Raw genomic sequence first — 23,783 nt, forward strand, 5'->3', positions numbered from 1 at the left:
AATATCGGCAGTTATTCAGACCTTCCTTAAGCCTAATGGTAGCGAGCATTAAAGCGGTTCATCTGGTAAGGGGCGCGGGTAAGCAGAAGAGCGTTATCTTATACAGGCGTCTTGTGTCAAGAGACTATGTTGCAGGGTAATGCATGGCTGCGTAAAGCATAGTGCCTCGAATCTGGGCTTGGATATTGTACCGCTGTATGGAGATGAGTTAGAGGCGTTTATCGCTGGATCTGCTGAAGTGATGAAAGAGAGTGCTGGCGACTTAGCTGCTAAATAAAATAAGGAGTTAGCGACTGATGGCAAAGGATATAGGTAAACCGATCTTTGATCTGTTTCTTGTGGTGGCATCGGCAATTGGGTTTTATATGGCCACTACGCTGCCAGCAGTCAGCATGGCGGGGGGGCTTTCCCCCGCTTCTTTTCCAAAGTTGATTTCTGGCTTGATTTTTGTGTGTGCCGTGCCCTGCTTAATACGTGATTCTTACGAATGGCTTGTTGCAAGGCGAGTGCGGGAAGACACAACAGCCCTTAATGCCTCTGCTCCGAAGAAAGGCATTTTGCAATGGCTGACCATCGTGGCTTTGATTATTGTTTATATCAACTCTTTCGAGCGGCTGGGGTATATCGCAAGCACAGCGATATTTTGCTTTTTAAATGTCGTTTGTCTTGTCATCACTAGCGGTGAATTTCAAAAATTAAGCAGTAGTCGAAAACTTCGAAACCTAGCCGCGTATACAGTTTTTGCGTTCGCTTTATCATTGGTTATCTATTATGTATTTACCGAACTATTCAATATCCCACTGCCGGATTGAGGAAGGAGAAGTGAGATGCTAACGGGTTATATTGATGGTTTGGGGCTGGTCTTCCAGTTGGGTACATTATTGGCGATTGCCGGTGGGACTTTCCTAGGCATTATCATGGGGGTATTGCCTGGCTTAACATCGGCCATGGCGATAGCCCTATTATTGCCGGTAACCTTTGGAATGCCGCCTGTGATGGGTATTGGTATGCTGCTGGGTACCCTGTGTGGTGCTGGTGCCAGTGGCTCGATACCCGCCATATTGTTGAATATTCCAGGGACGCCATCCTCGGTCGCGACGACGTTCGATGGCTTTCCAATGGCTCAAAAGGGAGAAGCGGGGAGAGCCCTGGGGCTGGCAATTGTTGCCTCTTTCTTTGGCGGTGTAGCTAGTATGGTGGTGTTAAGTCTTCTCGCACCACCCATCGCTGAGTTTGCATTGCGATTTGGTGCTGCGGAGTATTTTTCGCTGAGCATTTTCGGGCTAGTCATTATTGCTTCTGTTGCGGGCAAGTCCCTCCTTAAAGGTTTGATTGCAGGCCTGATAGGTTTCTTTTGCTCTACCATCGGTACAGATCCTATTGCGGGGGTCGACCGTTTTACGTTTGGACAGCTTTCTTTATTGACCGGCATTAACCTTTTACCGGCGCTGATTGGGTTATTCGCGGTGTCACAAGTGCTGAAAGATGCCTTCGAATATGACCCCTCCAATAAACTTCAGAATAGCCCCCATAAGGTCGATATTGCACGCCCGCGGTTTATTGAAACGCTGCGCAATTGGCGCGCTCTTCTCGTCGGTATCGTGTCTGGTTCTGTCGTGGGCCCAGTGCCTGGCGCTGGGGGCAGTATCGCCTCACTGGTAGCCTATGACCAAGCACGTCGTTTCTCTAAAACACCTGAAAAGTTTGGTAAGGGGCATGGTGCTGGCATTGTCTCCGTTGAGAGCGCGAACAATGCTTTGTTAGGTGGGGCGTTAATTCCTACGCTTGCGCTGGGCATCCCTGGCGAGGCCGCGACGGCTGTTCTATTGGGTGGTTTGATGATTCAAGGTGTTACGCCGGGACCGATGCTATTTGAAAGCCAGAGCGGCATCATTTACGGGATATTTTTAGCGTACTTAGTCGCTAACTTCTTCATGCTTATCATCATGTGTTTAGGTATCAAGCTGTTTGTTCGTGTACTGCTAGTGCCAAGAAAGCAGTTGATATCGGCTATCATTGTTTTCTGTTTTATCGGTGTTTACGGAGTTGATGGGGATGTGTTTAACCTCTACATAATGCTCGCTTTTGGATTGCTCGGCTATTTTCTCAACCGATATGGCTTTGGAACCGCTCCAGTAATACTGGGTTTAATTCTGGGGCCTATAGCGGAATCTAACTTGAGGCGGGGGCTGCAGACCTTCGGGGGTGATTGGACACCGTTTTTCACGCGGCCCATCAGCGTTACCTTTTTAGTCATCGCCTTAGGGTTGCTGGCGCTGACACTGTGGCAGAACTACCGTACTCGTCAACAAGACGCGGCGTCTGACGCTGCTTGAAGTCCATGGCCGCCATTCGAGGCGGCTGGGGTGTTGAAGCCCACTCGCGGAGTGGGCTTTTTTAATGGTGGGGGTAAGTGATGGCTAATATCGATTTTGAGACGTTGCGCAGTACGATTGAAAAATCACTATTGAAGGCGGGGCTAAAGCCCGCTGATGCTGAGACCTGCGCGCAAATCCATGCTGAAAGTACCCGCGACGGCGTACATTCGCATGGTATTGGGCGGGTTCCGCGTTTCATTGAGTACGTCGGGAAAGGCTGGGTCGATATCGACGCTAAGCCAAGCCTTGTTCAGCGATTGGGCGCGATTGAGGTGCTTGATGGAGGTTTTGGAATAGGTGTGGTCAATGCACTTCATGCCACAGAGCGTGCCATGGCGTTGGCGCGTGAACATGGTATGGGGCTGGTGGCGTTGCGCGATACAACCCACTGGATGCGGGGCGGAAGCTATGGCTGGCATGCGGTTGAGCAGGGGTTCGCGACTATTATGTGGACCAATACCGAGTCGTGCATGCCTGCCTGGGGTGGTGCTTCCCAATCGATTGGCAATAACCCGTTGGTGATGGCCGTGCCGCATAACACCGGGCCTCTGGTGCTCGATATGGCGATGTCTCAGTTCTCCTATGGGAAGCTGCAGACGACTCAGTTGAAGGGCGAGCATTTGCCCGTTGACGGCGGCTTTGATGAGCGTGGAGCGTTGAGCCGTGATCCTGCGGCGATCGCTGCGACGCGTCGCTTGCTGCCGGCCGGGTACTGGAAAGGCTCGGGGTTGTCGATCCTACTGGATGCGTTGGCAGCACTGCTCGCTCAAGGGCGTCCTAGCCATGCCATTGACAAGGTTCAGCGCGGCAGTGGTGGCGGTTGCAGCCAAGTGTATATGGTGTTTGACCCCGAGCAACTCGGCGGCCGCGAGGCTTGCGATAGCATTGTCGAAGGCATTCAGTCTCATCTGGCCGCCGCCACGCCTGCCGAGCCGGGGTGCCCAGTGCGCTGGCCGGGCGAGTCGACCGCTAATCAGCGGTATGGAGAGAGGCCGATTGTTGTCGATGACATGCTATGGCGCTCTGTTTGCGAGCTGGCGGGTGATTAGTTAAAGGCGCTTTAATCCTCAACAGGTTTACAGAGTATGGCTGCTACTTTGGTTTAAATTTCGATAGTTCTGCTTGCACCCTGCTAGCAGGATACTTATCTTCTAGGTTGTATGATGTATGACATAAGGTTGTTGGCTAGCTAATGATGTCTGCTCATTCAGTGGTCAACACATTTTAAAGAGGGCGCAAAGTGACGTTTTCAAGACAAGAAGTAACAAAAGCCATCGGCGATGGTCTGCTATCGTTCCCGATTACCGATTTCGATAGTCAAGGTCGTTTCGATGAAGCGAGCTACCGCAAGCGGCTTGAGTGGTTCATCAGCCACGAGATCTCGGCGGTCTTCGTCGCGGGTGGCACGGGGGAGTTTTTTAACCTGTCACTTGATGAGTATCGCGAGATTGTTCGCGTCGCCGTCGAAGTAATCGACGGTCGCTTGCCCGTCATTGCCAGCGCGGGCTTAAGCGTTGAAGCCGGCAAGGCCTTTGCAAAAGCAGCCGAAGAAGCGGGCGCTGACGGCATTCTACTGATGCCGCCATACCTTACCGAGTGCCCGCAGGATGGCTTGGTGGAGTATGCACGCCAGATTTGTGATGCCACGTCAGTCAACGTGATTTATTACAACCGCGGTAATGGCATTTTGAATGCTCATTCTGTGCAGCAGCTCGCCGACCAGTGTCCTAACTTGGTGGGGCTAAAAGATGGTAAAGGCGATATTCAGGCGCTCAATAAAATCGTCAAAACCGTGGGTGACCGCTTGGTGTATATCGGCGGCGTGCCCACGGCTGAAATTTTTGCCGAGGCCTATGTCTCTATTGGCGTAAATACCTACTCATCGGCTGTTTTCAATTTCGTGCCGGAGATGGCGGTGAAGTTCTACAAGGAGTTGCGTAAAGGTAATAAAGACGTTGTGAAACAAATCACTAACGACTTTTTTATTCCTTTCGTAGACCTCAGGGATCGAAAAGCGGGCTATGCCGTTAGCCTGATCAAAGCAGGCGCAGACATTGTTGGTCGTCCCGCCGGCAGTGTTCGCGCGCCGCTGACAATGCCAACCCAAGAGGAGTGTCAGGAGCTTAAAAAGTTGATCGATCGGGTTAAATAGTAATAAAGCGCCAACTCATTAAGCCATTAATTCCTTAAACCACTGAGCTATAACAATTTAACAACGAGCGAAAGAGGTGAAAGTATGATCGTTTCTAATAAATTAATGACAAGTGTCGGTTCCGCAGCGCTGATGGCAGCATTGAGCGTCAGCGCTGGCGTAGCCATGGCCCAAGATGGCCCATTGCGGGGCAATATTCGTGTTGTCATCGGCTCAACGTCCACAGGCGGGGATACGTACCAAAACTCTACTATTGTGGTGGATGAGCTAGCTGAAAGGCTGGATCTCAACATGAAGGTGGACGCCGTTGGCGCAAGCTCTGCTTTCCGCACACTTGACCGGGACTCTCGCGGCAATACGCTGATGATCTTCCATGATCAGTCCTATCTTGGCCATCTGTATGGCGTAGAAGGTTACGACGATATTTTTGAGAAATATACTGTTGGGCCGACGCTTGCAATCAACCCAGGCAATGCCTACCTGGTGCCCAAAGATTTACCTTACCAAACCCTTGATGACATCATTGCTGCAGTAGGCAATGGTGAGACTGTGCGGGTCGCTATCCAGCCGGGTGGCGTATCGGAGATTGGTTTCAGTGCCCTGAAAAATGCCATCGCTATTGAGCATCCTGGGCAGGAAGACAACCTGGTTGCTGTCAATACCGGTTCTCAATCGGACAAAAACCAGCAACTTTTTGACGGCCAAGCCGATGTGATTAATGGCACCGTGCAGGCTAACGAGCAGTACACGCGGTTACCTGAAGACGACCAGAAAGCGATGCGTTTTGTCTGGTTAACGGCCCGTCAAGACACTATTGAACAGGCTCCGGAAGAGGGGCTTGGCCAAACGTCTCGTGAGCAACTGTTGGAGTATGTAGAGCCAAACGTGCACGTCACAATGGGCGATGACGAGAGTTTTACATTCGATAAGGAGTTCTTCTTCCTCTACAACAAAGACATGGATCCAGCGATTGTTGAGCAAATCGATGAAGCGCTAGCGGATATCTATGCGGAAGGTGAAATACAGGAGACTCAGAAGAACGCTTTCTTTATCCCCAACTTCAAGCCTTCTGATGAAGCCTCTGAGTATCTCGCCGATAAAATGGCTCGCTACGAAGAAATCATCAGCAACATCCAGTAAAGGGTATGGCACTCGCTGCGTGGGCGGCGGGTGCCCCTATGCGTGAGCCGCTATAGAACCGCTATAGAACCGCTATAGAACCGCTATAGAACCGCTATAGAGAGAACAATGGTGAGCAGGATCCCCTGCTGCTTATGCCCGGAGCCGTTATGGAATCAGGTCTGTCAAATCTGCTTAGTGTCTCAATCGATTTCGAGACCTCCCACCTTTTTTTCCCGAGGATTATTCACTGGATCATGGCGGGACTATTTGTCTTGATTTTAATGACAAAGGTAGCTCCCTTCATGGCCGCAGTGAAACGGGGAGAGCGCACACTGCCCATTGTGGGTGAGGCCAGGGATAACTTCCGTTTCTTCGGCACGCTCGTCCTGATCGCGGCGTATTTTTATTTAATGGCCGTGGTGGGTGACCTATTCCCCTACACCGGCTATGGCTTTCTGATGGTTTCGATAGCTTTCGTACTCCTTATGTCACTGCTCTACTTGCATGACTGGACGAAAAAGGCCCTTACCATCGTGGTGGTCAATGCCATCGTCGCCCCTAGTCTGGCCTGGTTCATTCTCGCCAAGCTTTTCACTATCACCTTACCGTGACCGAAGCGAGTGCCACCATGGAATTTCTCTCACTTCTCGACATAACTTTCTTTTTACTCGCTGGATTCGGTGCTCTGATCGGCATCATCTTTGGCGCTATACCCGGCATGACCGCCACCATGGCGGTGGCTGTTTGCCTGCCGCTAACCTATGCTCTTGGATTACACCATGGCCTGGCGCTGCTGCTGGGTCTTTATGTAGGGGGTATTTCCGGTGGAATGGTGCCGGCGGTGCTGCTCAATATTCCCGGCACACCCTCTTCAATCACCACTACCTTTGATGGCTACCCGATGGCCCAAAAGGGCGAGGGTGAGAAAGCGTTGAAGATATGCGTCATCGCGTCCGTCGTCGGGGGGCTTATCAGCGCCGCTATACTCTTCCTGTTTGCGCCACTATTGGCCGATTTCTCGATCAAGTTCTCCTATGTGGAGAAGTTTTTGATCATATTGTTAGCGTTAAGTGTCATTGCTTCGCTCTCCAGCAGCATGCTGATTGGTATCTTTAGCGGTGTCATCGGCATCTGGCTGAGCCTGATCGGTGACTACAGCATTTCGGATGGCGGCAATGGCAAGACCCGACTGATGTTCGATTTCATGGAACCCTACTTATTTGAAGGGTTTTCGCTATTGCCGGTGTTGATCGGTGTTTTTGGTATTTCCACGATTCTGCTTGAAGCGGAAAAGGGGGCGAAGAGTGGGTTGGTCAGCGAACGCATCAAGATCAGCAAAGGAGGCGGCTTTTCGCTTTCGATCTTTAGAGGGCGTGTGACCAATCTGGTGCGCTCCTCCTTTATCGGCACCTTCGTCGGCATGCTGCCTGGGGTCGGTGGTAGCGCCGCCTCCGTGCTGGCTTATACCCAAGAAAAAAACTTAACGCGGGATTCATCGCAAATGGGTAAAGGGGCACCCCAGGGACTTATTGCCTCGGAGTCAGCCAACAATGCCTTGACCGGCGGTGCATTGATACCACTGCTGTCGCTGGGTATCCCCGGTGACTCAACTACGGCTGTGTTGATCGGTGCATTCACGCTGCAGGGCATCCAGGTAGGGCCGCTATTTATTCCTGAGAATACCGACACTTGGTACGTCATGATGACGGCCCTGGTTTTTGCCAACATCGTGATGTTCTTCTTAATGTTCTATGCCATTAAGTACATTGCCAAAGTGGTGATGGTTCCCAAGCACATCCTGTTTCCCATCATTGTGATGATGTGTGTAGTGGGCGCCTATGCCATCAACTACGGGATCATGTTTGATGTCTGGACGCTGCTAATTTTCGGTGTTTTAGGCTATCTGGTGCAGAAGATTGGTCTGGAAGTGGCTCCGCTCATTATTGGTTTCATCTTGGGGAGCCAAGCCGAGGTCTACTTCGTCAAGAGCCTGGAATCGTTCGGCACTTACTCGATCTTTTTCACCAAAAGCCCCATTGCCATGGTGCTGTGGGGATTAATTGCAGCCTCGATAATCTTCGCGATCGTTATGGGGGTTAAGTCCCGTGCCAGACAAAAAATGGAGCTGACCCAGGTAACTGGCAGTACACGCACAGCCTCAGGAAAGGGTCATGAAACAGACAACGACTAATACGCGCGTGATTCGCATACACCCCAACGATAATGTCGCTATCGTGGTTGAGCCGGGCGGACTCGCTGAGGGTGCCGTCATTGAGGGAGGAATCACCACCACAATGGCTGTCCCGCAGGGGCATAAGGTAGCTCTTGCGGATTTGGCGGAGGGTGAGCGCATCATTCGCTACGGTGAAGTTATCGGTACGGCGGCCACGCCTATTCCCCGAGGCGGCCACGTCAGCGAGACCAACTTGCACATGCCGACACCACCGCCGCTTGCGGATCTACCGCTAGCGACTCGGCCAGCACCGAAAACCGAGCCGCTTGAAGGCTATACCTTCGAGGGCTTTCGTAACCCTGATGGCAGCGTGGGCACCAAAAATGTGCTGGGTATCACCACCAGCGTGCAGTGTGTCACGGGTACCGTCGACTTCGTCGTGCAGCGGATCAAACGCGAGCTGCTGCCGCGATTTCCTAACGTGGATGATGTGGTGGGGCTTAATCACTCTTATGGCTGTGGGGTCGCCATTAATGCGCCTGCGGCTATTGTGCCCATTCGAACGCTTAAAAATATCGCCCTGAATCCCAACTTCGGCAACGAAATAATGATCATCGGTTTGGGGTGCGAGAAGCTGCAACCCTCGACACTGCTTTCCGATCGACCGGTGAAAATTTATGAAAACACCGAGGCGGCCGACCCGGAAGCCAACGTGTTGAGCCTTCAGGATGACTCTTTTCAGGGCTTCGGCGAGATGGTCGAGGGTATTTTGGCCATGGCCGAACGACACCTTGAGCGACTCAATCGACGCCAGCGTGAAACCTGCCCGGCGTCCGAACTCGTCGTCGGCATGCAGTGTGGCGGCAGCGATGCCTTTTCGGGGGTGACAGCTAACCCCGCAGTGGGCTTTGCGACCGATTTGATCGTGCGGGCGGGTGGTAGCGTGATGTTCTCAGAGGTTACCGAGGTGCGCGACGCCATACATCTGTTAACCCCGCGGGCTATTGACGAAGAGGTGGGTAGGGCACTGATTGAGCAGATGGCGTGGTACGACAACTATTTGGCTCAAGGCCAGGCTGATCGTAGCGCCAACACCTCACCGGGCAACAAGAAGGGGGGGCTTTCCAATATCGTTGAGAAGGCGCTGGGCTCGGTGATCAAGTCGGGCAACTCGCCGATTGTCGATGTCATCGGCCCTGGTGAAAGGCTACGCCGTAAGGGGCTGACCTTCGCCGCGACCCCGGCCAGCGATTTCATCTGTGGCACGCTTCAGTTAGCCGCAGGCATGAATCTGCAGGTATTCACCACAGGTCGGGGTACACCATATGGTCTAGCCATGGTGCCGGTGTTGAAAGTTTCCACCAACTCAGCTCTGGGAAAACGGTGGCACGACATTATCGATCTCGATGCGGGGCGCATTGCCACCGGTGATGCCAGTATCGAAGAGGTGGGCTGGGAGCTTTTCCACCTCATCCTGGACGTGGCCAGCGGCCGCCAACAGGCCGCTGCCGACCGACTGGGAATTCATAACGATTTGGTGTTGTTTAATCCTGCGCCAGTGACTTGATCACCTGAATAAAGTTTCAACTTGGGTCAATAATAAGTAGAGGTTTACGAGATATGTTTCCAAAAATTAAATCAATGAAAGTGGTACCTGTCGCTGGTTACGATGGTTTCTTATTAAATCTCAGTGGTGGTCATGCCCCCTGGTTTATCCGCTGTGTGGTCATTCTTGAGGATAATGCAGGTAATCAAGGCGTGGGTGAGATCCCTTCCAGTGGCGGCATTCTTAAGGGGCTGGAGCAGTGCCGTGAGCTGGTGGAAGGCTCGCAAATCAATAACATCAAGCACACCCTCAATCAGGTTCGCCTGCGATTGGCTCAGAACGGACGCGAAGAGCGGGGGCGTCAGACGTTTGATTTGCGCGTAGCGGTACACGTGATCACCGGAATTGAGTCGGCGCTGTTAGACCTCTATGGGCAAGCACTACAGCTACCCGTCGCCGACCTGCTGGGGCAGTACGGCCGTCAGCGTGATGAAGTCGAGGCATTGGGCTACCTGTTTTTACTGGGTGACCCGGGCAAGACAGACCTGCCATACCCTAACGCGTATAACCCACAGGATAGCTGGGATGAAATACGCTACCAAGAAGCGCTAACACCCGAGGCCGTGGCTAAGTTGGCCAAAGCCGCTTATGAGCGCTATGGGTTTAAAGACTTCAAGCTAAAGGGCGGTGTATTACGTGGGGAAGAGGAGGCTGATTGCATACGGGCGCTCCATGAAGCATTTCCCGATGCTCGATTGACGCTTGATCCCAACGGTGCCTGGAAACTGGATGAAGCGGTGCGCGTGTTGGAGCCTATCAAGCATCTGCTCAGCTATGCTGAAGACCCCTGTGGCCAGGAAGAGAGCTATTCAGGGCGCGAGACTATGGCCGAGTTTAAGAAGCGAACCGGCCTACCCACCGCTACCAATATGATTGCGACCGATTTTAAACAGCTGCAGTACGCCGTTCAGCTCAATTCGGTGGATATACCTTTGGCAGACTGTCATTTCTGGACCATGCAAGGTGCGGTAAAAGTGGGTGAGCTTTGCAACGAGTGGGGCATGACCTGGGGCTCTCACAGTAATAACCACTTCGATATTTCGCTCGCCATGATGACCCACGTCGCAGCGGCTTGCCCGGGTGAGATTACCGCGATTGATACCCATTGGATTTGGCAAGACGGGCAGCGAATCACTAAAGACCCATTGCTCATTCGCAATGGCAAACTCAAGGTGCCCACCACCCCAGGGCTGGGGGTTGAGCTTGATGAAGAGAAGCTTATGGAGGCGCATAGTCTTTATAAATCGTTGGATACCACACAGCGAAATGATGCCATGGCGATGCAGTTTTTGATTCCTGGGTGGGAGTTTGATCCTAAGCGTCCCGCACTCGTTCGTTAAAGTACTTTCTCGATGATGATGGATTTAGCCAGACGTATTACCGATAGAGAGATGTGGTCAGTTAGGTAAGCGCTCGACTTTGGTCTAGTTTTTACATCTCTCTATTGTAGCGCTAACAAGAACACACTAAGTTTCAGGTTGTATGATGTATGACTTGATCATAAGAAATAGTTTGCTGATAGGTTTTAAACCAAGGAGTACACAATGTACAAAAACAACAAAGCCCTGCTAACACTGTCCGCTGCCGTCGCTTTATCCTCACTAACTGGCGTGGCGCTTGCTGACTACCCCGAGCGCGATATTCGCGTGATTGTGCCTTGGGGGGCCGGAGGGGGTACCGATGGAATCGTTCGAAAACTGACCACCATCGCTGAAGAAAATCTTGATGTTTCCATGTATGCAGAAAACATCGAGGGTGGCGTGAGTGCCACTGGTATTGGCCAGCTTATGAGCGCCCGGCCCGACGGCTATACCATTGGCGCGTTAACCTACGACAGCCTGGTGACCGTGCCTTGGCAAGCCATGCTGCCCAGTTACGATATTGATAAGTTGAAGCTGATTGCACGAGTAACAAGCGAGCCCGACGCTATCGTTGTTGACGCCGATTCCGACTATCAAACGATTCATGACCTTATTGAAGCGGCTAAGGCAAATCCTGGTGAGATTCGCGTAGCCATTCAGAATCTTGGCGGGCGTATCCATCTAGCGATTCTACAGCTTCAAGAGCTGACCGGTACGGAGTTCCGAATCGTCTCTTATCCTGGCGGAGCTGCTCCGCAGAAAGAGGCCATTCTGTCCGATGAGGTCGATGTTGCACTTACCAGCCTGGGCGATTTTTCCAATCTCCTGGAAGATGGCACCGTACGCGGTCTCGTTGAGTTCTCCGATACGCAAAACCCGACGTATCCCGATGTGCCTACCACCGCTGACGAGGGGATCGACCTCCAGATTGGCAGCTTTATTGTGTTCGCCGCACCAGCAGACACCCCGGAAGAAGCCATTAACGTACTGGAAAGCGCTTACAAAACGGCTTACGACAGTGATGAGTTTCAAGAGTGGGTTGCCAACGTTGGTGTTACGCCGAACTGGCTGGGTACCGATGAGGTGACTGTCTGGGCTGATGAAACGGCCGAGTCACTGTTCAGCGAAATGGATGCGCTGGTAGAAGCAGGCGTGATGTCCAAGTAACTCGCTACTCAAAGAGCGTGGCGCCGGTTACCGGTGCCACAGCTATCTCAAGCAGAGGATTTTGAGTCAATGAACAACGTCGAACGCTTTAGAAGGTCGGCAGTACTGTTTCCAGCTTTCTTGCTGGTATTGACCACGATCTATCTGGCGGAAGCCTTAAGCATACGCTCGCAGTTTGGTGGTGACACCATCGTGGGGCCACGCTTCATGCCTATTCTTATGGCCTTCATCATGTATGTAGCGCTGGTTGTTGTAATAGTAGGGGAGTGGCGCAAAGAAGCAGAGGCGACCACTGGCGGCTCTCTGCTAAGGCCATTGCTGATTGTGGTGGCGACAGGCATCTACATCGCCTTGTTTCGTCCCTTGGGTTACGTGCCCGCTACGCTGGGTTTCGTGGTAGCCCTCTTTCTTATCTTTGACTTCGAAAAACATCGGCCCGCCTTCTTTATATTTTATGTGATCGCCGTTACAGCGCTCTTTTACGGACTATTTGCCGGTATTTTCGGGGTACGGCTGCCTCCCCTGTTAGGAGGATTCTAATGGAGACCTTTGTTAGTTTCCTGGGCGGTTTTGAAGCATTGCTGAGTTGGGAAGTGCTTGGCTTCATGATTGCCGGTTTCTTGATTGGTACCTTTTTCGGTGCCATGCCAGGCCTCACATCAGTGCTAGCCATTGCGCTGTTGTTACCTATTACCTATACGATCGACGTAGTACCTGCGCTGGTCATGTGTGCCTCGATCTTTATGGCGGGGATGTACTCCGGCAGTATCACGGCTACCACCATCAATATTCCCGGTGCGCCGTCCTCAATGATGACCGCTGTGGAAGGCAACGCCTTGATGTTAAAAGGGCAGGGCGCCAATGCGCTGGGTCACGCGGCGCTGGGCTCGATGATCGGTGGGGCAATCGGCGCGTTACTGCTCATGGCGTTCATGCCCATTGCCGGTGAGCTGGCGCTGTTGATCCGCACCCCGGGGAAATTCTCCCTTGTGCTTTTCGCACTGGTGGTGATTATCCTTGTCGATAAGGGCGCTATCGCCAAGGGAATTGTCGCCACCACGCTGGGTATCATGCTGGCCACCGTAGGCATCGATGTACTTCAGCCGATTCCTCGCTTTGAGTTCGGCACCGAACTGCTGGTCGAAGGTATCGGTTTAATGCCGGTGGTGATCGGTGCCTTTGCGGTCAGTGAGCTGCTGGTACAGGCGCAGAACTGGAACCTCTCTCTGGAAGGCTCCCTGAATAGGGCGAAGGGCTTAAAAATACGTCGGCGCGATTTTATCCCCCCCTGGTCTGAAATCCGCGAAGTGGGCTTCTTTACCTATATTAAGAGCGCCTTCATTGGCTATGCGATTGGCATCCTTCCCGGCGCGGGTGGCTCGATGGCCGCTTTTGTGGCTTATGCTGATGCCAAACGCGGTTCGCAGAAGCCTGAGGAGTATGGCAACGGCAGTCGAGAAGGTATTGCCGCGGCTGAATCGGCGAATAATTCCATGTGCGGCGGTGCTTTTGTGCCGATGCTGATGTTCGGGATTCCGGGCGACCCTACCACGGCTATTGTACTAGGCGTTTTGGTTATCAATGGCTTACAGCCAGGGCCACGTCTCATTGAGCAGCAGGCTGATCTAATAGCGCCCATGTTTGCCTCTTTGTTTGTGAGCGCCTTGATCCTCATCCCGCTGACGCTGTTCCTGTTCGGGCCGTACTTTATTCGCATCGTCTCAATCTCCCGTGGTTTGCTCTACAGCGCCATCGCCGTGGTAGCGCTCGTCGGAAGTTATGTGGCGACCTACTCAGTTTTTCAGATGTTTTTAGCCCTAGTGTTTGGTGTGTTGGCTTTCTTCCTGCGCAAACATAACTATTCGGTTGTGGCCATGTTGCTAGGCTTCATCTTGGGGCCGGATCTGGAGCAGTATTTGCGACGCTCCTTATCGTTCAATGACGGTAACCCGATAGTCTTTCTGACGAGTTTAGACAGCCTTGCTTTCCTGGCATTAACCGTCGTTTTCGCCTATCTGATTCTGCGCAAGAAGCCGAAGCTTGATGCCATTCCGTGATCTTAATAAACATTTGTACACAACAAGATTGGTTTCTGTTACTCGCTATGCGCCTCCTGTATTGATCATCACGAACGGCTGGGGGCGCTCTTCTCTGCCATTAGGATGCCAACATGACAATAAAAACTCGCCCACTACCGCGTACCGGGGGAAAAGTACTGGTTGACCAACTCCTGATCCACGGGGCTGATAGTGGCTACTGTGTGCCCGGAGAGAGCTACCTGGAAGTACTCGATGCGCTCTATGATCAGCGTGAGCACTTCACCCTCTACAATGCGCGGCATGAGGCCGGGGCAGCGGACATGGCCGAAGCGTATGGCAAGCTGACGGGACGCCCCGGTATATGCTTGGTGACACGCGGGCCTGGCGCTTGCCATGCCGCTATTGGCGTTCATATTGCCCAGCAGGATTCGACGCCAATGATCCTGCTAATAGGTCAGGTCGACCGTGGCTCGATGGATCGGGAAGCATTCCAGGAAATTGACTATCGGGTGATGTTCGGCGGTGTGGCCAAGTGGGTGGCACAGATAGAGGATGCTCACCGAATTCCCGAATACATGGCGCGCGCCTTCCGGGTAGCGACGTCAGGCCGGCCTGGCCCGGTGGTGCTGGCGCTACCTGAGGACATGCTGACCGATATCGTCGAAGTGGAAGATGCGCCACCCTATTTGCCATCACGGCCGGGCGTTGCTGTAGATGAAATCGAGAAAATTGCTGCCCTGGTGTCCCATGCCGAACGTCCGTTAATGTTGGTAGGCGGGTCGGGGTGGACGGATGAGTCCTGTGGGCAGATACGCACCTTCGCTGAAACTAACGGTATTCCAGTGGCCTGCTCGTTTCGACGTCAGGATCTTTTGGACAACGCCTCAGACTGCTATGTGGGCGATTTCGGTACCGCTGTGGTGCCTTCATTGATTAAACGTCTTGCCGAGGCTGACCTACTGTTGGTCGTCGGAGCCCGGCTCGGCGAGATGACTACCCGAACGTATACTACGCTGGCTTCTCCTACCCCTAGCCAGACACTGATACACGTACACATCGACCCGGATGAGATAGGCCGTGTGTTTAGCCCGGCGCTGGGCGTTGTTTCGGCCCCTGATAAGCTGGCTGCAGCGTTAGCCACTCACGACTGGGGGCAGCTCAGCCGCTGGAGTGAGTGGTGCAAAACGTTGCGAGATGAGTATCTTGCCGATATTTTGCCTCCGTCACACGATTACCCGCTCGATATGGGCGCGGCAATGCATGCGTTGCGCGATAGCCTGCCGAAGGAGTGTATCGTCACGCTAGACGCTGGAAACCATACCGGGTGGGCGCAGCGTTTTTTGGCCTATCAGAGGCCTGGTCGGATTATTGGCTCAACCTGCGGGGCGATGGGGTATTCAGTACCTGCCGCCGTGGCGGCCTCTTTACATGAACCCGATAAGTGTGTGCTGGCGTTTGTCGGCGATGGTGGTTTTATGATGAGCGGTATTGAGATTGCCACCGCCGTACAGCATGGTGGCCGGCCCATCGTGCTGCTATTCAACAACGGTACTTACGGCACGATTCGCATGCACCAGGAGCGTGAGCACCCCAGCCGTGTCTCGGGAACCGACCTGGTGAATCCCGATTTCGGCCAATTGGCAGCAGGGCTTGGCGCGCATTTCGAACGTGTTATCGATACGGCTGGTTTCAAGCCCGCTCTGGAGCGGGCCATGGCCTCGGGTCGCCCTGCCGTGATCGAGCTTGTCACTGACCCGGAACGTATTTCAACACGCACTACCGTCACAGCACTGCGTTCAGCTAAAGCTCGTTCATAAAGGAACCACTTCATGAAGAGACCCGCTAATCAAGAAATCAGTCTTTAAAGAAGGGGGCGGGGACAACAATCTTGTTTTCCTGGCTAATTAGATAACCCGCCTCGGCACTTTTCTTGAGATAGGCGGCCCATTCTGGGTCGCTCTGCATGGCGGCGCGCCGCTGGCTACGGTCAGCGACATCTTTGAACACCCAGATGTGCACATAGGAATTCACATTGCCGGTTTCTACCGGCCCGTATAGCAGAGGCTCGCCAAGGTGGCGTTTTTGGATGGCCCAGCCATGCTCTTCGTAGAGCGCCATCTGTTTCTTCAACGTGCCCGGGGTGCAGGTATAGGTACGGTGGTCATACAGCATGGTGATACTCCTTGATGATTACTCTATTAAGGGCTGCGGGTTATCCACCCAAGGTGGCGCTATGCAAGTAAAGAACCTTGTGTGATCTCGCCGGTATGAGGGTTGCGTTAAGTCTTATCGCCTTTGGATCCCTCTATGAATCACATGTTGTATTACATCATACAAAACTGCAACAAAAAGCATGCACCGATTGCGCCATAAGCAAGGGGGGATAAGGTATGTGAGACCGTAGTGTTGATGAGCTTGATTTTTATCAAAGTGCTACTTTAACTTAGGTTTAGATTTCGTTAGTTATGCTTGCTTGGCACAATAACCAGACCTACCTTTTTTCTTGTATGATGTGTTATATCTGGTATGAAAAAATATTTGTTATTACTCGTGATGGCATTAAAAATAGAAAACAGGCTGTCTGGGGTCATTCAGAAGCCGTTTATTGGCACTTTCAAGACCTAGGTTGTACGATATAATACAACTTGGATATTAATGAAGGATAGCTTCCATGGTCAAAACCAGCGCAGCGGCATCCGCCCTAAAACCGCTTCAAATAAGTAAAGTGACACAGCAGGGAAGCTTGTCCGTGCACGTGGCCGACCAGTTGGAAGCGTTGATCACCCAGGGGAAAGTAGGCGTGGGAGAAAAATTGCCCACTGAGAACAGTCTTTGTGACTCCTTTGGCGTTAGCCGCACAGTCATACGTGAGGCCATCACACACCTTAAATCCCTGGGGCTTGTTGAGACCCGACGTGGTGTAGGCACTTCGGTGCTGCGCTCTTCTACGGTAGAGGCGCGGCCTGCAGAGCGGATAAACCCGACCACCGTGGAAGATATCTTGCACCTGCTGGAACTGCGGCTAACCTTAGAGCCAGCGGCAGCTGAACTGGCTGCCTTACGCCATGATGATGAAGATCGTCAACGGCTCGAAGCGCAGCACCTTGCTTTTAGCAATGCGTATGCTGCAAAAACCCAAGCTCGAGAAGAGGATTATTTGTTTCACTTTGCGATTGCCACGGCGACCAAAAATCCTTTCTTTCAATCTTTCTACAAGCAGTGGAGTCAGAGCGTGATTCCCCGCGCCAAGCTGCTGAGTATTGATATTAACCCGATCTCCTCAGAGCGCTATTTAGAGCGAGTTCAGGAAGAGCACGCCTACATTCTCGAAGCTATTCTTTCTCGTGATGCTCAAGCAGCTCGCGAAACCATGTACCAGCACCTTAATCGGGCGCGCAATACATACGCCCAGTATCGCGACCAGTGATACCACTGACCCATATAAGGAGCAACATATGACGATTCGAGGCGAAATGCTGATAGGTCAACAATCAGTGACCGGCACCCAAGCCAATATTCAAGCTGTTAACCCAGCCACCGGTGAAAAACTAGAGCCTGTCTATACTGGCGGCAGTCGAGCCCATGTTGAACAAGCCTGCGAGCTGGCTGAAACGGCCTATGCCATCTACCGCGAAACGTCTCTCGAAGAGCGCGCTACGTTTTTAGAAACCATCGCCAGTGAAATAGAAGCGATCGGTAGTGAGCTGATTGAGCGCGCCATGGCTGAAACAGGCCTGCCCCAGGCACGCATCGAGGGTGAGCGAGGCAGAACCTGCGGGCAACTGCGACTGTTCGCTTCAGTAGTGCGTGCCGGTGAATGGCTTGATGTACGCATCGACCCGGCCATGCCGGATCGCCAACCGCTGCCGCGTGCCGATCTCCGTCAGCGTCATATCGCCCTGGGGCCTGTCGCTGTCTTCGGTGCCAGCAATTTTCCGCTAGCATTTTCGGTTGCGGGGGGGGATACCGCTTCGGCCCTAGCGGCTGGTTGTCCTGTCGTGGTTAAAGGCCACTCAGCGCATCCAGGTACTTCTGAGCTGGTAGGGCAAGCGATTCAAAAAGCCGTAAAAGCCTGCAATTTACCGGAAGGTGTTTTCTCACTGCTGTTTGGTGCCGGTAACGAAATTGGCCAGGCGCTGGTAGATGATCCGCGTATTCAAGCGGTTGGTTTCACCGGCTCGCGCAGTGGCGGTATGGCGTTGATGAAAACGGCGCAAGCACGCCCTCAGCCGATCCCGGTCTACGCTGAGATGAGCAGCATTAACCCTGTTTTCTTGCTACCGGCGGCACTTAAAGCGCGCGGTAAAGCGCTGGGCGAAGCCTTTGTTGGCTCACTCAATATGGGCGCGGGCCAGTTCTGCACCAATCCTGGCTTGGTCATTGCGGAAAAAGGTCCTGAGTTGGATGCCTTCATTGAGGCAGCGCGAGGCGCCGTGGAAGCCAGCGGCGCGCAGACAATGCTGACGCCTGGTATCCACCGCGCCTATCAAGAGGGCGTGACCAGCCTGAGCGGTGCAGCCAAAGTGCGCGAAATCGCCCGTGGGCAAACCGGCAGCGACTACCAGTGCCAGACAGGCCTGTTTGCTGCCTCAGCGAGCGATTTCCTCGCATCAGAAGCGCTGCAGGCGGAAGTGTTCGGCGCCACCTCGCTGGTTGTTGAGTGCGAAGATGCGTCGGAAGTAAAACGTGTTGCTGAACAGCTGGAAGGCCAGCTCACCGCCACACTGCATATGGACGACGCCGATTTGGATGCCGCTAAAGCGCTGCTGCCTACGCTTGAGCGCAAGGCAGGGCGTATTCTCGCCAATGGTTGGCCCACGGGTGTCGAGGTGTGCCATGCCATGGTGCACGGTGGCCCGTTCCCGGCCACCTCTGATTCGCGCTCGACCTCCGTCGGTTCGGCGGCCATTCACCGCTTCTTACGTCCGGTTTGTTACCAGTCCCTGCCAGAAGGCTTACTGCCCGATGCGCTGAAAGAGGGCAACCCGCTGAAGGTGTCGCGGTTAGTTGACGGCAAACGCGAGCTGTAATTAACGGGGGGGTTACCAGCCCCCTTCAGCGATATCAGAAGGGCCGCTTTAATCCTAACTTGCCGCCTCAATAAACCCTTTGGCTCTGGGATCTTGTATATAGGCTACATTAAGCCGGAGCCAGGGCGTTGGCTGGTGATCGGCGAAAAACAGATGCCCCGGCGATAGCGTGATTTCCCACCGGTTAGCCAGTTCACTCAGGGTTTCAGGGGCGATGGCTACCGGTGGTTTTGCCCACACAAACATCCCGCCAGCCGGTTGGGTATACACCTCCCAGCCGGCATTTTTCAGCATCGTTAGTGCCATTGCCATTTGATTGGCGAGCTTGATGCGCAGCCGTTCGGTAAGCTTCCGGTAGCTGCCGTTTTGCAGCAGGGTCGTGACCACTTGCTCGGCAAACCGCGAGGCGGAGATGCTGGTCAACATCTTGATATCCACAAGGCGCTGCACCCAAGCCACGGGGGCGGCGACAAAGCCTACTCGCAGTGAAGAGGAGAGGCTTTTCGAAAAGCTGCCCAGGTAGAACACCCGGCTCAAACCGTCTAGCGCTGCCAAGCGGGTGGTGGGGGTGTGCTGAAAATCCGCGTAGATATCGTCTTCAATAATCTGAAAATCGTGTTGCTCGGCGAGCTGTAACACTCGGTGCGCCACCGCCGGGGTTAGCGTGCTGCCCGTGGGGTTGTGAAAAACGCTGTTAATGTAGAACAGCTTTGGGCGGTGCTTGGCCAACAACACCTCCAAGCGCTCGATATCAGGCCCATCGGCTAATCGCGGCACGCCAATTACGCGGATTCGCTGTAAGTGCAGCAGGCCGAACAGATTGTAATAGCCCGGTGATTCCACGAAGACCACATCGCCAGGCTCAAGCAGCATCCGCACCAGTAGATCCAGCGAATGGCTACCGCCACCGGTCATCACGATCTGTTGGGCGTCCGCAGTAATCGCCAGTGGGCGCAGGCGTTCCTGGATTAAGCCGCGTAAATCCTGCGGCCCTTGAGGGGTACTGTACTCGAAAATTCCCGAACGGCTTTTACGTGCCACTTGGCGAATGGCGTGAGTTAGGTCATCGCCTTCGCGCCAATCACTGGGCAGCCAGCCGCAGCCCAGCTTGAGCGCGTGCTCGTTTGCACTGAAAAGCCCCCATAGCCCGTTGGTGACCTCTTCCAATCCACTTGTAGCTGCGGGTTGTGATACCAGTGCTACCGCGCTATCCGCCACATAAAAACCTGAACCGGGTCGTGAACGCACTAAGCCGGAAGCGACAAGCCGTTCGTAGGCTTCAATCACCGCATTACGGCTGATGTGGTGGGTGGCGGCTAAGCGACGAATAGAGGGTAAACGACGGCCATCACCGGCACCGTGAGTTGCAATCCAAGCGCGAATACCCGCTTCGAGCTGCTGGGCGATGGGCGTTGTGGCGTGCCGATTAACCTCTAGTTTCATAACGTTCCCTATGGCTTTCAACTGTTCGCTAAAAGGGCGGAACAGTGTCTGGAAAGTGGGGGTTAAGTGTACCTTACCGCTGCGCAGTAAGCGTGGGAGGGTAGCGGTTCAGCGCCATCGCCTCTGGTTATCTGCCTGCTGAGGACAGGTTTCCGCGAGGGCGCTGTAAACCCATCCATGGGCGCTACTTTTGACATCCCTGTCAAAAGACCCTCGCTTCAACCTGCCCTCGCACTTGTGATTATTGAGACACAACTATGAATTTAGCTATCAATAAAAGGAGCGCAGCCTGCCTGGCGTTTGCGCTATGTACGATTACCACGGCGGTTAATTTACAGGCCCCTCTTTACGATGCGCTGGCGGCGCGGGATGGTTTGGGCGTTGGCGCCACCAGCATCGCCTTTGCCTGCTATGTGGTGGGTATTGTGCCGGTACTGCTGGGTTTAAATGGCTTGGCTGACCGGGTAGGGCGCAAGCCACTAATCATTGCCGCGCTGCTGTTATGTCTCCTGGCGACCGGGATTACCCTAATAGCGCCCGGTTTGTTGGCGCTAGGAGTTGCACGCTTTCTGCTGGGTATTAGTACGGGGTTAACGTCAGCGGTGGCGCCCGCTTATATGCAGATGCTGTTGGGTGGGCAGGATAACCGTGTGGCGACTACCTATGTGACGGCCAGTACCGCGCTCGGGTTTGGGTTAGGAGCAGCGGTGACTAGCCTGTTTGTTTTCCACACCCCAAATGTATCGCCACCCAGCCTGTGGATTTATTTGGCGACCGCTTCGTTGGCGCTGGTGGTGGTCACCACGCTTAAGGATCGTGCACCGAGCACCACTAAAAGTCCTATGCTGCGTTTGCCCAGCTATCCCCAAGGGGCTATCTCCTATGGGGTGGCGATTTTGTTGGCCTGGGCGTTGGTGGGGCTAGTGATTGCGATTCTGCCTTCGGCATTAAGCCAACACGGTTTATCCGCCTGGAGTGGCTTCGCCACCTTCGGTATCTGCAGCTGCGGGGTGCTGTTTCAGCCCTGGGCGAGAAGACTTGCGCCGCGCAGCGCTACCCAACTGGGGCTGGTGATTTTGCCGATTGCCTACGGGTTGATCGCCTTGGGAGCGGTTCAAGGTTATCTTGCGGCGGTACTGCTGGGCACGGTAGCAGCCAGTAGCGCTTGCTATGGGTTTATCTACCTGGGGGGATTAAGCGGCGTGTTGGCGATTGCGGACGGCTCGGCTAGCCAACAAGCCACCCAAGCCAGCGCGGGCTATTTCCTGATGGCCTATCTGGGCTTTAGCATCCCGGTGATCACTACTGGGGTACTCATTGATGCTGTAGGGCATACCTTGGCGTTAACGCTATTTGGCCTTGCGCTACTGGTGGGCGTGATCGCCACGCTAGTTCTATTGCGCAAGGCTCGGTAACTTGGACAGCTGATCTATGGTTGCTTCTCTACCAATAGACCACAGGAGGGCGCTGCCCAGCGGGTGTTGGCAGTAAACACCACGTCACACACCACGGGAGAGTAATAGCGTCGCACCTCGTCATCGACGCGTGCCCTGAGTAAATCCTGGGTGGAGACCGAAACATTGGATGCGTCGGGCAGTACCACATGCACCATCACATACAGCAGGCGCCCAGGGCGAACCATGCGCACTCGCACCTCTTGGGTGTCGGTATCCGCCAGGGCACTCGCCACGGCTTGGCGAACGGGCACCGCGATAGCCTCTTCCGGGGTTCTGTTGAGCAGCTCCTTCAAGGCTTGGGAGGCCATCCGCACCGGCACGCCTAAACACAGCACCACCACCGCAATGACCAACACCGAATCCACGTAAGGCAGAATAGTCTGCCAGCCTAGGCGCTCAAACAGCATCACCAGGCAGAAGGCGACGAGTACAGCGGCAGAGATAACGCTGTTGACTAGCCAGTTGAGTTTGTCTGCCGCCACCAGTGGGCTGCTTACGTGGCGCTGGCTGCGGTGCATCATCCAAGCGGTGAGTGAACAAGCCGCGGTGGCGAATAGCGCGTACAGCACCGCCAAGCCTGCCGCGATCTCACGGCCGCCGGTGAGTAGGGCGGCAATGGCATCGACCAAGGCAAAAATAGACACGCCTAAAATAAGCAGCCCTTTGCACAGATTTACTAGCGACTCAAAGTAGCTATAGCCGAACGGGTAGGATTCGCTATCGGGGCGGCTGGCTAACTTGCTCACCTTGATCGTCACCAGGGCAACACTGAAATAGATCAGATTAAACAGCCCATCCAGTAGGATCGCCTGGGAGTTGGAGGCGAGTGTGGCCACGATGCCTGCACAACCAATTAACAGCGCCATAAAAGCGGAGAACGCTAGAGTGCTTGATTCTGTCTTCACGAAGGTTTCTTCCAGTGTACATAGTCAAAATAGCCAATAAGCATAGCAACTTTGTTGGTCACAACGTCAGTGGCTTATTGAATGCTGGCTGCCTGTTTGATGAGTCTTCGGCCCTATTTTGTAAGAGATCTCTTACAAGCGTGTAAGACATTGACGCTTCGTGCCCTCAAGGGGTTGCCCTCTGCCCCTGGCTCGCTATCCTGACTGCCTCTCATTAGCAGTTGATGATCCAAGGAGCGGAGCGATGGCGGACAAAACGGGCCTGCAATTTACCCTGACCCTACCCGGGGCCGATGACACCGCCGTGGTGCGCTTTACCCATCGCGAGGCTCTCTCTGAGCCGTTTTCGCTCTCGGTTGAGTTTGCCAGCCGCACCCACGACCTGTCGCCCAGCGACTGTTTGGATCAAAACGCCACCCTGACCATTTGGCAGGACGGCGAGCCACTACGTCGTGTCCATGGGATGATTTCAGAGCTACACCGCGGCGATCGTGGTCATCGGCGCAGCTTTTATCGGGTGGAGATTCGCCCCGCGCTGTGGCGGTTATCGCTGCGCCATAATTCGCGTATCTTTCAGGACACCTCACCTTTTGACGCCATCACCACCCTCGCTAACGAGCGCAGCCTCACCGATATCGGCTTTGCCACCACCCGTACGCCCCTTGATCGGGAGTTTCTGGTTCAGTACCGGGAGACCGACCTGGCCTTTATTGAGCGTTTAGCCGCCGAAGAGGGCTGCTTCTATTTCCATGAGTTTGAGAACACTGAAGGCGGCAAACACCAGCTGGTGTTTGCCGATGCCACCGTGGTGCTGCCCAGCGTGGGCGAGCGTACCTACCACGGCCGCGCCGGCGGTACACCGCCCCGACGCCATGTGCGTAAGTTGCGTCAGGCCAACCGGGTGCGCCCCGCTTCGGCCATGCTCAAGGACTACACCTTTAAAAACCCGC

Annotated in this window: 20 protein-coding genes; 17 read left to right on the forward strand and 3 right to left on the reverse strand. The window is 53.9% G+C overall.

The genetic code is table 11. The features are described from left to right. Window positions 1-296 precede the first annotated feature (296 nt). From K7H09_RS22875 to K7H09_RS22935, 13 genes are all read left to right on the forward strand, one after another. On the forward strand, window positions 297-812 hold the full coding sequence (locus K7H09_RS22875; RefSeq protein ID WP_141439769.1) for a tripartite tricarboxylate transporter TctB family protein: 516 nt from the start codon (window positions 297-299) through the stop codon (window positions 810-812). Window positions 813-881: 69 nt separating this feature from the next. Further along, entirely contained in the window at window positions 882-2,336 is a 1,455-nt protein-coding gene (locus K7H09_RS22880) for a tripartite tricarboxylate transporter permease (RefSeq protein WP_230806123.1), read from the forward strand. A gap of 80 nt (window positions 2,337-2,416) precedes the next feature. Further along, window positions 2,417-3,427 carry a 3-dehydro-L-gulonate 2-dehydrogenase gene (gene yiaK / locus K7H09_RS22885; RefSeq protein ID WP_141439767.1) on the forward strand — a complete coding sequence of 337 codons (1,011 nt, stop codon included), beginning with the start codon at window positions 2,417-2,419 and terminating at the stop codon, window positions 3,425-3,427. Window positions 3,428-3,618: 191 nt separating this feature from the next. After that, the gene (kdgD, locus tag K7H09_RS22890) at window positions 3,619-4,530 is read left to right on the forward strand and encodes a 5-dehydro-4-deoxyglucarate dehydratase (protein ID WP_141439766.1); all 912 of its coding nucleotides are present in this window, start codon (window positions 3,619-3,621) and stop codon (window positions 4,528-4,530) included. Window positions 4,531-4,614: 84 nt separating this feature from the next. Further along, window positions 4,615-5,670, forward strand: coding sequence for an ABC transporter substrate-binding protein (locus K7H09_RS22895; protein WP_230806125.1), 1,056 nt, complete (start codon window positions 4,615-4,617; stop codon window positions 5,668-5,670). A gap of 149 nt (window positions 5,671-5,819) precedes the next feature. Further along, window positions 5,820-6,263 (forward strand): tripartite tricarboxylate transporter, encoded by a 444-nt coding sequence (locus K7H09_RS22900; RefSeq protein WP_141439764.1) that lies wholly within the window; start codon window positions 5,820-5,822, stop codon window positions 6,261-6,263. 17 nt (window positions 6,264-6,280) lie between these two features. After that, the gene (locus K7H09_RS22905; RefSeq protein WP_141439763.1) at window positions 6,281-7,843 is read left to right on the forward strand and encodes a tripartite tricarboxylate transporter permease; all 1,563 of its coding nucleotides are present in this window, start codon (window positions 6,281-6,283) and stop codon (window positions 7,841-7,843) included. Then, window positions 7,824-9,392 carry a galactarate dehydratase gene (garD, locus tag K7H09_RS22910; protein WP_141439762.1) on the forward strand — a complete coding sequence of 523 codons (1,569 nt, stop codon included), beginning with the start codon at window positions 7,824-7,826 and terminating at the stop codon, window positions 9,390-9,392. The genes K7H09_RS22905 and garD overlap by 20 nt, the downstream gene beginning before the upstream one ends. A gap of 53 nt (window positions 9,393-9,445) precedes the next feature. After that, the gene (locus tag K7H09_RS22915; protein WP_138799776.1) at window positions 9,446-10,771 is read left to right on the forward strand and encodes an enolase C-terminal domain-like protein; all 1,326 of its coding nucleotides are present in this window, start codon (window positions 9,446-9,448) and stop codon (window positions 10,769-10,771) included. A 204-nt stretch (window positions 10,772-10,975) separates the two neighbouring features. Next, the gene (locus K7H09_RS22920) at window positions 10,976-11,959 is read left to right on the forward strand and encodes a Bug family tripartite tricarboxylate transporter substrate binding protein (protein ID WP_009287148.1); all 984 of its coding nucleotides are present in this window, start codon (window positions 10,976-10,978) and stop codon (window positions 11,957-11,959) included. A gap of 69 nt (window positions 11,960-12,028) precedes the next feature. Continuing rightward, window positions 12,029-12,499 carry a tripartite tricarboxylate transporter TctB family protein gene (locus K7H09_RS22925; protein WP_141439761.1) on the forward strand — a complete coding sequence of 157 codons (471 nt, stop codon included), beginning with the start codon at window positions 12,029-12,031 and terminating at the stop codon, window positions 12,497-12,499. Then, the gene (locus K7H09_RS22930) at window positions 12,499-14,016 is read left to right on the forward strand and encodes a tripartite tricarboxylate transporter permease (RefSeq protein WP_141439760.1); all 1,518 of its coding nucleotides are present in this window, start codon (window positions 12,499-12,501) and stop codon (window positions 14,014-14,016) included. The genes K7H09_RS22925 and K7H09_RS22930 overlap by 1 nt, the downstream gene beginning before the upstream one ends. A 113-nt stretch (window positions 14,017-14,129) precedes the next feature. Next, on the forward strand, window positions 14,130-15,815 hold the full coding sequence (locus tag K7H09_RS22935; RefSeq protein WP_230806127.1) for a thiamine pyrophosphate-binding protein: 1,686 nt from the start codon (window positions 14,130-14,132) through the stop codon (window positions 15,813-15,815). A 37-nt stretch (window positions 15,816-15,852) separates the two neighbouring features. On the opposite strand, the gene K7H09_RS22940 is transcribed toward K7H09_RS22935, so the two are convergent. Further along, window positions 15,853-16,170: an NIPSNAP family protein gene (locus K7H09_RS22940; protein ID WP_141439758.1), complete on the reverse strand. Its 318-nt coding sequence runs from the start codon at window positions 16,168-16,170 to the stop codon at window positions 15,853-15,855. 499 nt (window positions 16,171-16,669) lie between these two features. On the opposite strand from K7H09_RS22940, the gene K7H09_RS22945 reads away from it, so the two are divergent. Further along, on the forward strand, window positions 16,670-17,425 hold the full coding sequence (locus K7H09_RS22945) for a FadR/GntR family transcriptional regulator (protein WP_022521772.1): 756 nt from the start codon (window positions 16,670-16,672) through the stop codon (window positions 17,423-17,425). A 28-nt stretch (window positions 17,426-17,453) separates the two neighbouring features. After that, on the forward strand, window positions 17,454-19,028 hold the full coding sequence (locus tag K7H09_RS22950) for an aldehyde dehydrogenase (NADP(+)) (protein ID WP_141439757.1): 1,575 nt from the start codon (window positions 17,454-17,456) through the stop codon (window positions 19,026-19,028). Between the two features lie 54 nt (window positions 19,029-19,082). Here the strand turns inward: K7H09_RS22950 and K7H09_RS22955 are convergent, their stop codons facing one another. After that, window positions 19,083-20,471, reverse strand: coding sequence for an aminotransferase-like domain-containing protein (locus K7H09_RS22955; RefSeq protein ID WP_230806129.1), 1,389 nt, complete (start codon window positions 20,469-20,471; stop codon window positions 19,083-19,085). A 257-nt stretch (window positions 20,472-20,728) separates the two neighbouring features. Here K7H09_RS22955 and K7H09_RS22960 point away from each other — a divergent pair, with 257 nt between their 5' ends. Beyond that, window positions 20,729-21,886, forward strand: a complete 1,158-nt coding sequence (locus K7H09_RS22960; RefSeq protein WP_141439755.1) for an MFS transporter — start codon at window positions 20,729-20,731, stop codon at window positions 21,884-21,886. A 14-nt stretch (window positions 21,887-21,900) separates the two neighbouring features. Here K7H09_RS22960 and K7H09_RS22965 read toward each other — a convergent pair whose 3' ends face one another. After that, window positions 21,901-22,833, reverse strand: coding sequence for a cation diffusion facilitator family transporter (locus K7H09_RS22965; protein WP_141439754.1), 933 nt, complete (start codon window positions 22,831-22,833; stop codon window positions 21,901-21,903). Between the two features lie 244 nt (window positions 22,834-23,077). Between K7H09_RS22965 and tssI the strand changes: the two genes are divergently transcribed. Next, a partial coding sequence (gene tssI / locus K7H09_RS22970; protein ID WP_230806131.1) for a type VI secretion system tip protein TssI/VgrG occupies window positions 23,078-23,783 on the forward strand: 706 nt, incomplete at its 3' end.

It is taken from the genome of Halomonas sp. IOP_14 (genome assembly GCF_021021315.1).
In the GTDB taxonomy this organism is placed as follows: Bacteria; Pseudomonadota; Gammaproteobacteria; order Pseudomonadales; family Halomonadaceae; genus Vreelandella; species Vreelandella titanicae.

Coding starts and splice junctions, on each gene's coding strand:
- K7H09_RS22875 (WP_141439769.1), top strand. CDS start 297: ATGGCAAAGGATATAGGTAAACCGATCTTTGATCTGTTTCTTGTGGTG.
- yiaK (WP_141439767.1), top strand. CDS start 2,417: ATGGCTAATATCGATTTTGAGACGTTGCGCAGTACGATTGAAAAATCA.
- K7H09_RS22895 (WP_230806125.1), top strand. CDS start 4,615: ATGATCGTTTCTAATAAATTAATGACAAGTGTCGGTTCCGCAGCGCTG.
- K7H09_RS22900 (WP_141439764.1), top strand. CDS start 5,820: ATGGAATCAGGTCTGTCAAATCTGCTTAGTGTCTCAATCGATTTCGAG.
- K7H09_RS22905 (WP_141439763.1), top strand. CDS start 6,281: ATGGAATTTCTCTCACTTCTCGACATAACTTTCTTTTTACTCGCTGGA.
- garD (WP_141439762.1), top strand. CDS start 7,824: ATGAAACAGACAACGACTAATACGCGCGTGATTCGCATACACCCCAAC.
- K7H09_RS22915 (WP_138799776.1), top strand. CDS start 9,446: ATGTTTCCAAAAATTAAATCAATGAAAGTGGTACCTGTCGCTGGTTAC.
- K7H09_RS22920 (WP_009287148.1), top strand. CDS start 10,976: ATGTACAAAAACAACAAAGCCCTGCTAACACTGTCCGCTGCCGTCGCT.
- K7H09_RS22925 (WP_141439761.1), top strand. CDS start 12,029: ATGAACAACGTCGAACGCTTTAGAAGGTCGGCAGTACTGTTTCCAGCT.
- K7H09_RS22930 (WP_141439760.1), top strand. CDS start 12,499: ATGGAGACCTTTGTTAGTTTCCTGGGCGGTTTTGAAGCATTGCTGAGT.
- K7H09_RS22935 (WP_230806127.1), top strand. CDS start 14,130: ATGACAATAAAAACTCGCCCACTACCGCGTACCGGGGGAAAAGTACTG.
- K7H09_RS22940 (WP_141439758.1), bottom strand. CDS start 16,170: ATGCTGTATGACCACCGTACCTATACCTGCACCCCGGGCACGTTGAAG.
- K7H09_RS22945 (WP_022521772.1), top strand. CDS start 16,670: ATGGTCAAAACCAGCGCAGCGGCATCCGCCCTAAAACCGCTTCAAATA.
- K7H09_RS22950 (WP_141439757.1), top strand. CDS start 17,454: ATGACGATTCGAGGCGAAATGCTGATAGGTCAACAATCAGTGACCGGC.
- K7H09_RS22955 (WP_230806129.1), bottom strand. CDS start 20,471: ATGAAACTAGAGGTTAATCGGCACGCCACAACGCCCATCGCCCAGCAG.
- K7H09_RS22960 (WP_141439755.1), top strand. CDS start 20,729: ATGAATTTAGCTATCAATAAAAGGAGCGCAGCCTGCCTGGCGTTTGCG.